13 protein-coding genes are annotated in these 15,463 nt (G+C 67.4%); 5 read left to right on the top strand and 8 right to left on the bottom strand.

The features are described 5' to 3' along the window. Window positions 1-7: 7 nt before the first annotated feature. The 4 genes from ACFWPK_RS25045 to ACFWPK_RS25030 all read right to left on the bottom strand — a co-directional run bounded on the left by ACFWPK_RS25045 (window position 8) and on the right by ACFWPK_RS25030 (window position 4,381). Window positions 8-949 (bottom strand): ABC transporter permease, encoded by a 942-nt coding sequence (locus tag ACFWPK_RS25045; RefSeq protein ID WP_378919640.1) that lies wholly within the window; start codon window positions 947-949, stop codon window positions 8-10. A 103-nt stretch (window positions 950-1,052) separates the two neighbouring features. Next, window positions 1,053-2,096: a TIGR03842 family LLM class F420-dependent oxidoreductase gene (locus tag ACFWPK_RS25040; RefSeq protein WP_378919638.1), complete on the bottom strand. Its 1,044-nt coding sequence runs from the start codon at window positions 2,094-2,096 to the stop codon at window positions 1,053-1,055. 27 nt (window positions 2,097-2,123) lie between these two features. Then, on the bottom strand, window positions 2,124-3,542 hold the full coding sequence (hydA, locus tag ACFWPK_RS25035; protein WP_378919636.1) for a dihydropyrimidinase: 1,419 nt from the start codon (window positions 3,540-3,542) through the stop codon (window positions 2,124-2,126). Further along, complete coding sequence (locus ACFWPK_RS25030) at window positions 3,542-4,381, bottom strand: nitrilase-related carbon-nitrogen hydrolase (protein ID WP_378919634.1); 840 nt, start codon at window positions 4,379-4,381, stop codon at window positions 3,542-3,544. Before ACFWPK_RS25030 ends, hydA begins: the two co-directional genes overlap by 1 nt. 122 nt (window positions 4,382-4,503) lie before the next feature. Here ACFWPK_RS25030 and ACFWPK_RS25025 point away from each other — a divergent pair, with 122 nt between their 5' ends. Beyond that, the gene (locus ACFWPK_RS25025; protein ID WP_378919632.1) at window positions 4,504-5,898 is read left to right on the top strand and encodes an aminotransferase class I/II-fold pyridoxal phosphate-dependent enzyme; all 1,395 of its coding nucleotides are present in this window, start codon (window positions 4,504-4,506) and stop codon (window positions 5,896-5,898) included. Between the two features lie 134 nt (window positions 5,899-6,032). Here ACFWPK_RS25025 and ACFWPK_RS25020 read toward each other — a convergent pair whose 3' ends face one another. Together ACFWPK_RS25020 and ACFWPK_RS25015 are read right to left on the bottom strand one after the other, a co-directional pair. Beyond that, window positions 6,033-7,535 (bottom strand): ArnT family glycosyltransferase, encoded by a 1,503-nt coding sequence (locus ACFWPK_RS25020; protein ID WP_378919630.1) that lies wholly within the window; start codon window positions 7,533-7,535, stop codon window positions 6,033-6,035. After that, the gene (locus ACFWPK_RS25015) at window positions 7,532-8,170 is read right to left on the bottom strand and encodes a TetR/AcrR family transcriptional regulator (RefSeq protein WP_378919628.1); all 639 of its coding nucleotides are present in this window, start codon (window positions 8,168-8,170) and stop codon (window positions 7,532-7,534) included. The genes ACFWPK_RS25020 and ACFWPK_RS25015 overlap by 4 nt, the downstream gene beginning before the upstream one ends. 101 nt (window positions 8,171-8,271) lie before the next feature. On the opposite strand from ACFWPK_RS25015, the gene ACFWPK_RS25010 reads away from it, so the two are divergent. Next, window positions 8,272-9,393 carry a methyltransferase gene (locus tag ACFWPK_RS25010; protein WP_378919626.1) on the top strand — a complete coding sequence of 374 codons (1,122 nt, stop codon included), beginning with the start codon at window positions 8,272-8,274 and terminating at the stop codon, window positions 9,391-9,393. Window positions 9,394-9,558: 165 nt separating this feature from the next. Next, a complete protein-coding gene (locus ACFWPK_RS25005) occupies window positions 9,559-10,239 on the top strand; it encodes a peptidylprolyl isomerase (RefSeq protein WP_378919624.1) in 681 nt (226 codons plus the stop codon). 300 nt (window positions 10,240-10,539) lie between these two features. Here the strand turns inward: ACFWPK_RS25005 and arc are convergent, their stop codons facing one another. Then, on the bottom strand, window positions 10,540-12,300 hold the full coding sequence (gene arc, locus ACFWPK_RS25000; protein WP_266290003.1) for a proteasome ATPase: 1,761 nt from the start codon (window positions 12,298-12,300) through the stop codon (window positions 10,540-10,542). A 187-nt stretch (window positions 12,301-12,487) separates the two neighbouring features. On the opposite strand from arc, the gene ACFWPK_RS24995 reads away from it, so the two are divergent. Together ACFWPK_RS24995 and ACFWPK_RS24990 are read left to right on the top strand one after the other, a co-directional pair. Next, a complete protein-coding gene (locus ACFWPK_RS24995) occupies window positions 12,488-13,018 on the top strand; it encodes a hypothetical protein (RefSeq protein WP_378919622.1) in 531 nt (176 codons plus the stop codon). A 312-nt stretch (window positions 13,019-13,330) separates the two neighbouring features. After that, window positions 13,331-14,611: an acyltransferase gene (locus ACFWPK_RS24990; protein ID WP_378919620.1), complete on the top strand. Its 1,281-nt coding sequence runs from the start codon at window positions 13,331-13,333 to the stop codon at window positions 14,609-14,611. On the opposite strand, the gene ACFWPK_RS24985 is transcribed toward ACFWPK_RS24990, so the two are convergent. After that, on the bottom strand, window positions 14,612-15,445 hold the full coding sequence (locus ACFWPK_RS24985; RefSeq protein ID WP_378919618.1) for a tRNA (adenine-N1)-methyltransferase: 834 nt from the start codon (window positions 15,443-15,445) through the stop codon (window positions 14,612-14,614). Window positions 15,446-15,463: the final 18 nt, after the last annotated feature.

Below are 15,463 nucleotides of genomic sequence, written 5' to 3'. Positions count from 1 at the left end.
ACGCTCATCAGCCCTCGCTCGACGCGCCGGTGCCCGGCGGGTGGCTGTAGCGGCGCAGTACCAGCTCCACCAGCCCGACCAGCGCGGTGAGGACCACGCCGAGCAGCGCGGCGGCCAGGACGGCGGCGTACAGCCGGGCCGAATCGCCGGTGGCCTGCTGGGAGAACACGATGATCTGCCGTCCGATCCCGCCCGCCGTGCCGGTGGAGATCTCGGCGACGACCGCACCGATCACCGCGGCCGCGGCAGCCAGCCGTAGCGCGGGAACGAGTGCGGGAACGGCGGCGGGAAACCGCAAGCGCGTCAGTGTCGCCCACCAACCGGCCGAGCAGCTACGCATCAATTCGACCGAGGCCGCCGACGGTGTCTGCAGGCCGCGCAGCATCCCGATCGCGATGGGGAAGAAGGCGAGGTAGGCCGCGATCACGACGATGCTCATCCACGGCCGCCACGGCTCACCGCCGATGGACAGTTTGCCGCCCCATGCCGCCACCAGTGGTGCGAGCGCGATCAGCGGAACCGTCTGCGAGAGCACCACATACGGCAGCAGTCCGCGTTCGAGCCAGCCGAAGCGCTGCATCGCGACCGCCAGCGCCACGCCGACCACCGCCCCGAGCAACAGCGCCAGCAATGACAGCCCCAGCGTGAACATCCCTGTGCGCAACAGTGTTTCACCGACGGTGCCTTTGCCGTCCGCCTCACCGAGCACGGTGAACACGGCCCATACGTGCGGCAGGGCGCCGTCGCTGGTGCGCGGGAGCACTCGGGTGCCCGCGATGCTCACGCCGTCGGCGGGAACCAGCACCTTCACCAGCTCCCAGATCACCGCCACGAGCACGAAAGCGCTCACCGCGTAGACCGCGCGCAGCAACCGGGTCCGACCAGGCGTGGAGGCTCGGATCTTCTGCGGGACAACAGCTGTCGCCGGATCGATGGTTGCCGTAGTCACCGACGCACTCCCACCCTGCGGTCCACTCGCCGTTGCCCGGCGAGCGTCGCGGCAATACTGTGCGCGCCGGTGTTCGACGCCCATACCAGCGCGAGATCGGTGATCATGACAGACCAGCCGCTTGTATCGCGGTGACCTGCTTGTTCAGCCGCGGCAGAATCTGCTCGCCATAGGCCTCGAGCGTTGCGGTCTTGGCGTCGTGCTGCAGATACACCGCGAATTGGCCGACGCCGAGCTTCTCGAGCTCCCACAACCGGGCTAGCTGCTGGTCGGGGGTCCCGATCAGGCAGAACCGGTCCACGATCTCGTCGGGCACGAAATCGGCATGCGTATTGCCCGCGCGCCCGTGCAGGTTGTAGTCGTAGCCCTGCCTGCCCGCGATGTAGTCGGTCAGCGCCGCCGGAACATCGCCGCCCGCACCGTATTTCGCGACGATGTCGGCGACGTGGTTACCGACCATGCCGCCGAACCAGCGACACTGGTCGCGGGCGTGTTCGAGTCCGGCCTCCGATCCATCGGTGACATAGGCGGGCGCGGCGACACAGATCTTCACCGACAGCGGATCACGACCTGCAGCCTCGGCCGCGGCACGCACCTTGGAAATGGTCCAGGCGGTGATGTCGGGGTCGGCAAGTTGCAAGATGAACCCGTCGGCGACCTGCCCGGTCAATTCGAGCGCCTTCGGCCCGTACCCGGCCACCCACACCTCGAGCCGCGAGTCGGCGGCCCACGGAAAGCGCACCTCGGTGTCGCCGACGCGAGCGCCGCGGCCGTTGCCGAGTTCCCTGATCACCTCGACCGATTCGCGCAGCGTGGCCAATGTCGTCGGCTTGCCGCCGAGGGTGCGGACCGCGGAGTCGCCGCGCCCGATGCCGCAGATCGTGCGGTTGCCGAACATCTCGTTGAGCGTGGCGAAGGTGGACGCGGTCACCGTCCGGTCCCGGGTCGCCGGGTTGGTGACCATGGGGCCGACGATCACCTTGCGGGTGGCGGCCAGGATCTGGCTGTAGATCACGTAGGGCTCCTGCCAGAGCAGGTGCGAATCGAAGGTCCACACATGCGAGAACCCGTGGGTCTCGGCCACTCTGGCCAGTTCGATCACCCGCGACGAGGGTGGTGTGCACTGCAGGACGACTCCGATGTCCATCGGCACTCTCCGTTTCGACAGTTGGTTCTACAGAAGGTTCTGTGACAGACCGCGCCGGATGAATCGACCGTGCCCGGCGCGCCCGTGGTAGGCGCCGTCGTCGACGATCACCCGGCCGCGGGACAGGACGGTGTCGACATGTCCGTCGATCTCGAAGCCCTCCCACGCGGAGTGGTCCATGTTCATGTGGTGGGTCTTGCCGAGGCCGATGCTGGTGTGCCCGTCGGGGTCGTAGATCACGACATCGGCATCAGCACCCGGACTGATCACGCCCTTGCGCGGATACATGCCGAACATCCTGGCCGGGTTGGTGCAGCAGACCTCCACCCACCGTTCGAGGGAGATCCGCCCGTCCTTGACACCCTGGAACAGCAGGTCCATCCGGTGCTCGACACCGCCGATCCCGTTCGGGATCTTGCTGAAATCGCCCACGCCGAGCTCTTTCTGGTCCTTCATGCAGAACGGGCAGTGGTCGGTGCTCACCGCGGTGACATCACCGGTGCGGATGAAGCGCCACAGCTCGTCCTGATGACCCTCGGCGCGTGAGCGCAGCGGCGTCGAGCAGACCCACTTGGCACCCTCGAAACCCGGTGCGCCCAACTGTTCTTCGAGCGAGAGGTACAGATACTGCGGACAGGTTTCGGCGAACACGTTGCGCCCGTTGTCGCGCGCCGTCACGATCTGTTCCATCGCCTGTTTGGCCGATACGTGCACTACGTACAGCGGAGCACCGGTCAGCTGCGCCAACATGATCGCGCGGTGGGTGGCCTCGGCTTCCATCTGCCACGGGCGGCTGGTGCCGTGGAAGTAGGGCGAGGTGTCGCCGCGTGCGAGGGCCTGTTCGACGAGGACGTCGATGGCGATGCCGTTCTCCGCGTGCATCATCATCAGGGCGCCGAGGTCGCCCGCGGACTGCATGGCGCGCAGGATCTGGCCGTCGTCGGAGTAGAAGACGCCGGGATAGGCCATGAACAGCTTGAAGCTGGTGACGCCTTCGCTGACGAGTTCGCTCATCCCCTTGAGGGATTCGTCGTTGACGTCGCCGATGATCTGGTGGAACCCGTAGTCGATCGCGCACAGCCCGGCGGCCTTGGCGTGCCATTCGGCGAGGGTGTCCTGCACCCGCTGGCCCGGTTTCTGCACGGCGAAGTCGACGATCGTGGTGGTGCCGCCCCAGGCCGCGGCCCGTGTTCCGGTTTCGAAGGTGTCGCTGGCCTCGGTGCCGCCGAACGGCAGCTGCATGTGGGTGTGCCCGTCGACGCCGCCGGGGATCACGTACTTGCCGGTCGCGTCGATCACCGTGTCGGCATCGGCGGCGAGATCGGCGCCGAGCGCGGTCGAACCCGGTTGCAGGACAGCGACAATCGTCTCGTTCTCGATCAGGACGTCGAGGAGCTGGGACCCGGTGGCGCTCACCACCGTCCCGCCGTGGATGAAGGTGCGCATCAGGGGTTCACCAACGGTCCGTAGGCATCCGGGCGACGGTCGCGATAGAAGGCCCATCGCTCGCGCACGATTTTGATCAGATCCATATCAAGATCACGAACAACCAATTCCGGCGAGGTATCGGAGGCGACCTCGCCGACGAACTTCCCCTCGGGGTCGACGAAATAGCTCGTACCGTAGAAGTCGTCGTCGCCGTATTCGCTCTCGATACCGACTCGGTTGATCGCGCCGACGTAATACTCGTTGGCCACCGCCGAGGCGGGTTGCTCGAGTTTCCACAGATAACTGGAAAGCCCCCTCGACGTCGCCGACGGATTGAACACGATTTCCGCGCCCGCGAGGCCGAGGGCCCGCCAGCCCTCCGGGAAATGGCGGTCGTAACAGATATAGATGCCTACCTTGCCGACCGCGGTGTCGAATACCGGCCAGCCGAGGTTGCCCGGCCGGAAGTAGAACTTCTCCCAGAATCCGGTCACCTGCGGGATGTGATGTTTGCGGTATTTACCGAGGTAGGAACCGTCGGCGTCGATCACCGCCGCCGTGTTGTAGAGCAGCCCGTCCATCTCGCGCTCGTAGACCGGTAGCACGATCACCAGGTTCAGCTCGGCGGCCAGTGCGGCGAATCGCTCTGTCGTCGGGCCCGGCACCGATTCGGCGTATTCGTAGAACTTGGCGTCCTGTAGCTGGCAGAAATACGGGCCGTAGAACAACTCCTGGAAGCAGATCACCTGCGCACCCTGCGCCGCTGCCTCCCTGGCGTAGTCCTCGTGAACCTTGATCATTGATTCTTTGTCACCGGTCCAGGTGGTCTGGACGAGCGCCGCTCTGACGATTCCCATGCTTTGTTATACTGCACCTACATCTGATTCCGTTGTGTTACAAGAGTGCGGAAACAGTTTCGGTGCCGTAAACCTTGGCGGCGCCCCCGATCGGCCGCGCACGACCGGCGCAGAATGGGCACATGACCGAAGCCTCGCCGACCGCACTGCCCGCGGATTTCGCCGGGGATCTCGACGAACGAACCGCCGCGGGGATCGCCGCCGCCATCGGCCGCCGCATCCGCTCGGGAGCACTCGCGCCGGGCACCCGGCTGCCCACCGTGCGCGAGGTGGCCCGTGAACTCCGGGTCTCCCCCGCCACCGTCAGCCAGGCGTGGCGGGCGCTGGCCGCGACCGGCGCGATCACCGCGCGGGGACGGGCGGGCACCTTCGTCGGGGCGAAGCAGGAGGCGCCGATCGGCCGGTATCAGCGCCTGCACTCGCACTCCGACAACGCTTTTCGCGTCGACCTGTCCCGTGGCACCCCCGATCCGGCGCTCCTGCCCGACCTCGCTGCCGCATTGCACGCGCTCTCGCGCGACACCGCGCCGGGCGATCTGTCGGCCCACTATCTCGGCGAGGCGGTGCTGCCCGCGCTCGCCGAGACGCTGCGCGCGGACTGGCCGTGGCCGTGTGAACGACTGACCGTCCTCGACGGCGCCCTCGACGCGGTGGACCGGCTGCTCGCCGCACACGTGCGCTTCGGTGATCCGGTGATCGTCGAGGACCCGTGCTTCCCACCGTTTCTCGATCTGCTCGCCCGCCTCGGCGCGCGCCCGGTCGCCGTCCGCCTAGACGAATCCGGTTTCCGGCCTGCGGAATTCGCGCGTGCCTTCGACGGACCGGCGCCGCGCGCGGTGATCGTGCAGCCGCGCGCCAACAACCCGACCGGTGCCTCCCTCGGCGCCGCCAGAGTCCGCGAACTGGCCGCTCTGCTCGGCCCGCACCCGGCGCTGATCATCGAGGACGACCACTCCGCCGGCATCGCCACCACCCCGCTGCGCTCGCTCGCCGCGCGCTTCCCCGATCGCGGTGTCTACATCCGCTCCTACTCGAAGTCCCACGGTGCCGATCTGCGTCTGGCCGTCGCGGGTGGGCCCGCGGCACTGCTCGATCCGGTGGTCGAGCGGCGGATGCTCGGGCCCGGGTGGTCCAGCCGACTACTACAGCGCGTGCTGCTGACAATGCTCCACGACCCCGATGCCCGCGCCACCGTCGCGAGCGCGCGCATCGAATACCGCAGGCGCGCTACCGTGCTGCGCCGTGCGCTCGCCCGGCACGATGTCATCGTGGCCGCGGGCGACGGCATCAACCTCTGGCTTCCCGTCTCCGACGAGAACGCCGCCATGATCAGCCTCGCCGCCGCGGGCATCAAGGCCGCGCCGGGCGGCCCGTTCGAGGCGGGCGACAGGCCCGCCGGCGACCATCTGCGTCTCACGCTGGGCGCTATCGGCGACACCGACATCGCTTGGCTCGCCACCGAACTCGCTGCCGCTACCACCGCCACGCCCACCTACCGGCGCATCCGCCGCCCCTGACCTATCATCGCCGCGACTCCGACCCCTCGCGACTCCCACTCAGCCACCACCACGACCCAACCGCCGCCGCCATCCCGGCTCACGGTCGCCACGAACCTGACGTGCCACTGTGCGCGGTAATATCCTCGCGCGCACTACATCTCACGCATTTCGGTCCACATTCGCGACCACGGCCGCACCGGCTGGTCGCATCGCCAGATCGTCACATCGCGGGTGACGCCCGCGTAGCCGAGTCGGGCATCCGCCCGGCCGATCGGCGTCACCGATCCGAAGTGCGCGCGCAACTCCTCCAGCTCCCCACCGACATAGAGCACCGTGGTCGCCGAGTCCGGTGGCGTACCGAGGTAGCCGTACCCACGATTCGGGCTGTACACCGCCGGCCAGTCGTAGGGCTGCCGGTAGGTTTCGAGAGCCCCTGCCTGCCAATAGCTTTCGGCGACGATCACCGCGTGCGCACGCTCGGTGGGCGTCAACGCCTGATACGCGAGGTCGGTCGACGCGGCCAGCTCGGGCCAACCGAACTTGCCGTGCAGCAACAGGTCGATGCCACCGGTACTCGGCGGGATCGAGGACTCCGGCTGCCATGGCAGCGACCCCGCCGCGAGGACGACCGACAGCGCGATCACCGGAACCGCGGCGATCCGCTGCCAGGTGACCCTGGCCTCGACCAGCCCCACCGCACCGGCGGCCATCGCGACCGGATAGACGCCGACGGCGTAGTACGGCCGCCCTCCGGTGGCCACGAACGCGACGACGACGAGCACGACCACCAGCCCGAGGAACCGATAGGGCCGCAACGATTCCGCGCGGAACAACCGGACGGTGCCGTAGACCAGCAGGATCGCGCCGAGGAGCCCGGCCGCGCCGAGGGCAAGCGGCACGAAGATCAGCCGCCCACCGATCGTCTCCTGCTCGGCGCTGACCACCGCTCCCATCTCGAGCTGCGGCCACCCGTTCGCCGCCTGCCACAGCACACTGGGCACCATCGAGACCGCGGTGATCGCGGCCCCGATCCACAGCGCGGGCCTGCGCAACAGCTCGCGCGGCCCGTAGACCAGCACGCCGATCCCGAAACAGATCCAGAAGACCGGGATGAGCCATTTGACCTGCATGTCGATCGCGGTGACGATCCCCGCCCAGACCAGCAGCACATCGGCGCGGGTCCGCACCCAGCGCACGAGCAGCCAGGTGATCAGCACCCACAGCGGCCCGTCGATCGAATTGGTCGCGAGCTGGCCGCCCTGCACGAGCAGAAACGGTGACGTCGCGTAGGCGGCCGCGCTGATCAGCTGCGCGCCGCGCCCACCGCCGAACTCCCGCGCGATCGCCGCGGCGAGGACGATGCCCGCCACCGTGACCAACAGCGCCGGAAGTCGCAGTGCCACCAGCGAACCCGGCGCGATCACATCCATCAACCGCGCGATCAGCGGCACCAGTGGGCCCTGGTCGGCGTAGCTGAACGACAGGTGGCCGCCCGCCGCAAGGAAGTACAACTCGTCGCCGAAGAATCCGTACTGCCCGAGCACGGCGAACAAGGCGATCGCGGCCGGCAGCGCGATCGCACCGACACCGAGCGTGGCGAACGGTGGAATCTCCCGTGCCGCAACAGGTTCTGTGGATGCCGTAATCGTCGTCATCGTTTGTCGTCCTTCCTCGTCACCGCGTCGTACATCTGGATGAGATGCGTGCGGTAGTGGCGCATGTCGAAATCGGGTTGGCGCACCGCCCGGTTCGCGACGCCGTCGATCGAGTCCCGGATCAACCGCGCGAGCACGGTCGGGTCGAAGTCGCCGAACTCGCCGGTGCGTTGCCCCTCGGCCAACGCCGAGACCAGCGGCGCGATCATCTCCCGGTCCCCATCGGGGGTGTCGAACCGCAGCGTGCCATCCGGTCCGCGCAGGTTGAGCACGATGTCGGAGACCGCGGCGACGTAGCTTCTGTTGTTGTCGATGAACTGCAGATTCGACGACAGGTAGGCGTGCAGGATCGCGCGGGCGCCGTCGGCGACCGCCGCCTCGACAAACGGGCCCATGAACTCGGCGCCGGAGACGAACAGCTGGATCACGACCTGCGACATCAGCTCGTCTTTGCCGTCGAAATGATAGGAGATCACCCCCTTGGAGATCCCCGCGCGCTCGGCGATCCGGGCCAGGGACGCGTTGGCGTAGCCGACCTCCGAGATCACCTCGGCGGCGGAGGCGATGATCTGGCGGCGCCGCGCCTCCTCGATGAACGACCGCTGTTGCCCCTCCGGATAATTTTCTGGCCGCATGGTCAGAATTTAGCACGTTCGGACAGAATCTGTGCCTAGATGACGTCAGCCTGGGCCGATCCGGCAGAATGGGCGATCCCTCTCGGAAAGGCGGCAGTGCCGTGTCCACCATCGCCTGGACCGAAGACCACATTCAGCAGACCGCCGTCTGGCATTCGGAGAACGGCGCGCCCGCACCACGCACCGTCACCACCGCCGACGACCGGCTCTCGGCCGATCACGCGTATCGCCGCATCAGGGCGGGTGAGGCGCTGCTGTGGCAGGGCGACTACAACAACGGTCGCCAGCTGTTGCAGGCCCTCGGCCGTCGCGCCGACCGGAAGCCCGTCAAGCAGCCATCCACCGGCGGTCTCGGCGCGCTCTATGAGCACGAGCGAGTCAGAAGGCGCACGCGCGCAAGTATTCTCGGCAGTCTGCTGATCCAGCTCGACGCCGACTTCGACCTCGACCTGCGCCGGGCACCCGACGTCGCGGCCGCCTGCGAGGCGGCCTATGGTCCGGCGACCGCATCGCGCGTGGTCACCTTCACCGAACTGCTCGGCGTCCTGAGCGCCTACCGCTGGCAGCAACAGGGTGTCGAAGTACCGGCGCTCGGCGCCCGCGTCTACCCCGGGTACGGCGTATTCTCGCCCACCCGAAGCGAATACGTGGATCTCGTCGCCGATGCACCGCTCGATCCCGAGATCCGCACCGCTTTCGATCTCGGCACCGGTACCGGCGTACTGGCCGCTCTGCTCGCCAAGCGTGGGGTCCCGGAGATCGTCGCCACCGATATCAATCCACGGGCCCTGCGCTGCGCGAAGGACAACGCCGAACGCCTCGGCTTCGCGAAGGCGATCGCCGTGACCGGACCCGCCCTCTACCCGCCCGGCCGAGCCGATCTCGTGGTGTGCAACCCGCCATGGCTACCGGGTGTCCCCACCTCGGACCTGGAACGCGGTGTCTACGACCAGGATCAGTCGATGCTCACCGAGTTCGCCCGCGATCTGCGCGCGCACCTGACCCCTCACGGCGAGGGCTGGCTGGTGCTGTCCGACCTCGCCGAACTGCTCGGCCTGCGCCCGGCCGACTACATCCCGCGCCTGGTCGACGAGTCGGGCCTGTACGTGCTCGGCAAGCTCACCACCCGTCCGCGCCACCCGCGCGCCACCGATCGCGACGACCCCCTCGCCGCGGCCCGCACCGCCGAGACGACCACACTGTGGCGCCTGCGGGCGCGCTGACGCACTCCATTCGACCCCTCGATCGGCCCGAGAGACCGTGATTCTGTGTCGATCACACGACGAGCGGACCGGATCCGGTGGTCTGTCCCCACGCGGGCCGGTGCGGCTGGCAGGATGCGCGGTACATCGTCCGGTAGCACCCGTTTTCGAGGAGATCCCGCCAAGGTGACCAGCATTTCGCAGGACCGACCGTTCATTCGCGCACTCTTCGGCGTCGGTATCGCCGCGGCCGCCCTCGTGGCGCTGGCCCCCGCCGCGCAGACCGTCCCTCGGCATCAGGCCGTGATCCCCGGCTGCACCCCGGCCGCGGCGGGTCAGCCCAACGGCAAGCAGTGGCCGGCCGAACCCGCGCTCACCATCGACACCGCCGCGAGCCACTCCGCCACCCTCGAAACCACCTGCGGCACGATCACGATCGCGCTCGACGCCGCCGCGGCCCCGCGCACGGTGAACTCGTTCGCCTTCCTCGCCGGTGAGGGCTACTTCGACCACACCCGCTGCCACCGGCTCACCACCCAGGGCATCTTCGTGCTCCAGTGCGGCGACCCCACCGCGACCGGCATGGGCGGCCCCGGCTACAAGTTCAGCGACGAGAATCTCGCGGGCGCGGTCTACCCGGCCGGCACCGTGGCGATGGCCAACGCAGGCCCCGGCACCAACGGTAGCCAGTTCTTCCTGGTCTACCGCGACACCCAACTGCCGCCGAACTACACGCCCTTCGGCACGATCACCGAGGGCCTGAACGCGCTCACCAATGTCGCAGGTGCAGGCGTGGCGGGCGGCGGCGCCGACGGCACGCCCGTGGCCGACGTGGTCTTCAACGCGGTGACCACCGCACAGGGCTGATCAACGGCCGAGGGCCGCGTCTCCCGGAGTTCGGGAGACGCGGCCCTCGTCGTAGAGCTGCTGGATCAGCCGGCGCTGATCGAACTGAACAGGTTCTGGATGGTCTGCAGGATGATCTCGGTCAGCAATTCAGCGGCGGAACCGGCCATGTCAACGCTCCTCGTAAGTCCTCATCAGGTGAAACGAACAAGTGAAGCGTGCCCTATTCACTTCCCGTCGCGCAGCGTTTCGGTGAAAATAATCCGAACAGAACCACGAAGGCCGCGCCCCCGCCGGGACGCGGCCTTTCCTGGATCGTGACTAGAGGTACTGACCGGTGTTCGACTCGGTGTCGATCGCGCGGCTGGCCGAGGCGTTCTTGCCGGTGACGAGCGTACGGATGTAGACGATCCGCTCGCCCTTCTTGCCCGAGATCCGTGCCCAGTCATCGGGATTGGTAGTGTTGGGCAGGTCCTCGTTCTCGGCGAACTCGTCGACGATCGAATCGAACAGGTGCTGGATCCGCAGACCCGGGTTACCCGTGTCGAGCACCGACTTGATCGCGTACTTCTTCGCGCGGTCGACGATGTTCTGGATCATCGCGCCGGAGTTGAAGTCCTTGAAGTACAGGACTTCCTTGTCACCGTTGGCGTAGGTGACCTCCAGGAACCTGTTGTCGTCGCTCTCGGCGTACATCCGCTCGACGACCTTCTCGATCATCGCCTCGACGCATGCCTGCTTGTCGCCGTCGAACTCGCGCAGATCGCTCTCGTGCAGCGGCAGCGTCTCGGTGAGGTACTTCGAGAAGATGTCCTGCGCCGATTCCGCGTCGGGGCGCTCGATCTTGATCTTCACATCGAGACGACCGGGCCGCAGGATCGCGGGGTCGATCATGTCCTCGCGGTTGGACGCACCGATCACGATGACGTTCTCGAGCCCCTCCACACCGTCGATCTCCGAAAGCAGCTGCGGCACAACGGTGGTCTCCACATCGGAGGACACACCGGAGCCACGGGTACGGAAGATCGAGTCCATCTCGTCGAAGAACACGATCACCGGGGTGCCCTCGGAGGCCTTCTCACGCGCCCGCTGGAAGATGATGCGAATGTGTCGCTCGGTCTCACCGACGAACTTGTTGAGCAGCTCGGGGCCCTTGATGTTGAGGAAGAACGACTTGGCTTCCTTGGCATCCTGACCACGCGATTCGGCGATCTTCTTGGCGAGGGAGTTGGCCACCGCCTTGGCGATCAGCGTCTTACCGCATCCGGGCGGACCGTAGAGCAGCACACCCTTGGGCGGGCGAAGCGCGTACTCGCGGAACAGATCCTTGTGCAGGAAGGGCAGTTCCACCGCATCGCGGATCTGCTCGATCTGACGGCCGAGACCACCGATGTCGGTGTAGTCGACGTCGGGAACCTCTTCCAGCACAAGGTCTTCGACCTCAGCCTTGGGAACCCGCTCGAACGCGAAGCCCGCCTTGGTGTCGACCAGCAGCGAATCACCCGGCCGCAGTTTGCGAATCGGCTGATCGGGGTCTGCCATGTCGTCGTATTCGGCGATCTTGGACAACGGACCCGACAGCCACACCACCCGCTCTTCGTCGGCGTGGCCGACCACGAGGGCGCGCCTGCCGTCGTCGAGAATCTCACGCAGCGTGCCGATTTCGCCGATGGCGTCGAAATTGCCTGCCTCGACGACGGTGAGTGCCTCGTTGAGGCGCACGGTCTGGCCGTATTCCAGTGCGTCAGCGTCGATATTGGGCGAGCAGGTGAGGCGCATCTTGCGACCGGAGGTGAAGACGTCGACCGTCTGATCCTCGTACGCGTGGATGACGATGCCGTAGCCGCTCGGCGGCTGGCCGAGGCGATCGACTTCCTCACGCAACGCGATCAGCTGTTGGCGCGCTTCTTTGAGCGTGTCCATCAACTTGCCGTTGCGGATGGTCAGCGAATCGATCCTGGCTTCCAATTCGCGTGCGCGATCCGGCGAATCGGCGAGTTGCCTGCGAAGAGCAGCCGACTCGGCGCGTACCGCCTCGAGCTCTCGCCAGGCCGCCGAATCCGAATTCTCGTTGGGGCTCATGATGCTGCTCCTCCCAGTCCCGGTCTTTCAACGCTACCGGGCGCGGTCCGTTCTCGCTTTCCGACATGGTTTCGTCGTGATCACATCTTGTACGGTCGGTACGACATCAACCACACATTTGCACCTGTTAGGCTCCCCTAACACCCCGTACGGGGCACTCGCCGAACGAGTCGAAAGGTTGCTGAACATGCTCCTTCCTCCCCGCACGATCCGCGTCATCGTCGCCACCGCCGCGGCGGCGCTCGCCGTCACCGTCGGACTGACCGGTTGCGGCGACTCCGACGATTCCTCGACGAATGCCACCACGAGCAGTACCAGTATCGCGGCCGCTCCGTCCAGCCTTTCGGCAACTCCGGCACCTTCGGGTGACAACGCCGCGGCCCCCACCGCCGATTCCCTGAAGGCGACGCTGATCAAGTTCGCCGATCCCGGAGTATCCACCGACGACAAGGCGAAACTGATCGTCAACGGCGATACACACAAGGCCAACATCGATCAGATGAACGGCATGCTGGCCGGCTACACCCTGACCTTCGCCGTCGACAACGTCGTGACCAGCGGTGACACCGCCACCGCCGATGTGACGATCACCTCGCCGCACGGCACCGCGCCCTCGTTCCCGGTCACCTGGCAGCGCGAGGCAGGCACGTGGAAGCTCTCCGACGCCAGCGGCTGCCTGCTGCTCGGCTTCGCACAGGCCCCCTGCACGCCCGCCTGATCGTTCGGCACCGCCCGGATGATCCGCGAGTACCACCGGGTCCGTGCGATCGCTCTGCGAGGCGCGCAGGCACCAAGATCACTCATGCGGACGTGAGACCTCAGCCGTCGCTGCTACCCATCATCGGATCCACCGGCGACCGAGGGCGCTCCGGCAACCGAGGAATGCGCGGTAACCTGCGAATTCCCTTGCATGCCGACGGTTCACCGGTTCGATACGCAAGCCCGCGCCCTCGCTCTCGAGTAGTTCCACGCAGGGGAGCGGGGTGGTTCCGCGCTGTGTTCGTGGCGCGAATTCTGGGATCGTCAGTGCATGAGTGTGTTGCCCAGTGTCGCGGTGGTCACCGCGAACACTCCGGCCGATCGTGATCGGTTCCTGGACCTGCTGCGTATCTCGTCGCTGGTGGTGGTCGTCGCGGGCCACTGCCTGATGCTGACCGTGACGGTGTCGGGCACCGGGGTGCATTTCGGCAACGTGCTCGCCGACCTGCCGATGCTGCAGCCGCTCACCTGGGTTCTGCAGGTACTCCCGCTGTTCTTCTTCGCGGGCGTGGCCGCGGGTGCGCGCGGCCTCGGACCTGGGACATCGTGGGGCGCTTGGCTGTTCCGGCGCACCCAGCGCCTGGTCCGACCGCTCGGGTACTTCGTCGGCGCCTCGGCGGTGCTGCTGGCGGTGGCCGATCTCGTGCTCGCGCCGGGATGGCACCGGCCGCTCGCGGTGACGAGCGTGCAACTGCTGTGGTTTCTCGGGATGTATCTGGCGGTGCTGGCATGCGTGCCGTTGCTCGCGGCGCGGGTCACCAGCGGTCGCCGGATGTTCGCCGTGGTCGCGGTGATCGTGGTCACCACGGCGGTGGTCGACGCGGTGCGGCTCACCGGTGGGCCGATGGAGCTCGGCTATTTGAACTTGATCGTCTGGCTGGTGCCCGCAGTGCTCGGGATCGGATATCTGCGCGGTCTGCTGTCCCGGCGGACCGCGGCGGTGCTCGCCTGTGTCGCCTTGGCGGCCGATGTGCTGCTGGTTCTGGTCGGCCCGTACGAAACGAGCATGGTGACCGTGCCGGGCCAGCGACTGTCGAATCTGGCGCCGCCCTCGCTGCTGCTCGCCGGGCACGCGGTGGTGCTGTGCTGCGCCGCTGTCGCCGTGGCGCCCTGGTTACGCCGTCTCGCCGCGCGCCCTCGGGTCTGGTGGCTGACGGTCATCGGCAACACCGGCGCCATGACGCTCTACCTGTGGCACATGCCCGCCCTGCTCACCGTGCTCGTGCTCAGCCACCTGGCGGGAGTCGACCGCACCGCGCCAACCGAGCCCGGGTTCTGGCTGCTCACGGCGGTGCAGCTCACCGCGACCGCCGCGCTCACCGGCGCCCTGTTCCTCGCCCTGCGCGGCCTGGAGAACACCGCGTTGCCCTGGTGGGACGGTCCGGTTGCCGCGGTGCGCGGTGTCCGCTCGGCCGCCACCGTGCTGGCCGTGATCGCGGCCGGGCTCGCGATCCTGCAGGCGACCCGATGGGGCCTCACCGTGGACGGTTGGACCTGGTTCGCAGGCGCGGCGGCGGCACTGATCGCCGCCCGCCTGCTCACCCGCGGGTGATCAGCCCTTGGACGGACGCCGCTGCGGCTTGGGCGTGACGGTGCCCTCGGCCAGGCGCCGCGCGCTCACCAGGAACGCGGTGTGGCCCTGCATGCGATGCTCCGGGCGCACGGCCAGACCGACCACGTGCCAGCCACGCACCATCGACTCCCACGAGCGCGGTTCGGTCCAGCATTCCTGCTCACGCAGCGCCTCGACCACCTTGGACAGCTGAGTGACGGTGGCGACGTAGACCACCAGCACACCACCGGGAACCAGCGCCTTCGACACCGCGGGCAACGCGTCCCACGGCGCGAGCATGTCGAGCACGACACGGTCGACCTGCGGGCCCTCGTACTGTGCCACGTCGGCGATGGTGATCGACCAGTTCGGCGGGCGTTCGCCGAAGAAGGTCTCCACATTGCGGACGGCGTGTTCGGCATGGTCGTCGCGGATCTCGTAGGAGATCACCTCGCCCTCGGGCCCGACCGCGCGCAACAGCGAGCAGGTCAGCGCACCGGAACCGGCGCCGGCTTCCAGCACCCGCGCACCCGGGAACACATCACCCTCGTGCACGATCTGGGCGGCGTCCTTGGGGTAGATCACCGCCGCGCCGCGCGGCATCGACAGCACATAGTCGGTCAGTAGCGGGCGAAGAGCCAGATACGGGGTGCCGTTGACCGACTTCACGACCGTGCCCTCGTCGTTGCCGATCAGGTCGTCGTGCTTGATGCCGCCGCGATGGGTGTGGAATTCCTTACCCTCCTCCAGCACCACGGTGAAGAGGCGTCCCTTGCCGTCGGTCAGCTGGACGCGGTCCCCGATAGCGAATGGACCGGTTCGTCTGGCCGTCATTGATCTCCCGTTCTTAGA

Source organism: Nocardia sp. NPDC058519, assembly GCF_042719755.1.
Lineage (GTDB): Bacteria > Actinomycetota > Actinomycetes > Mycobacteriales > Mycobacteriaceae > Nocardia.
Note: the sequence above shows the minus strand (reverse complement) of the source record. Positions and strands in the feature narration are given on the sequence as shown.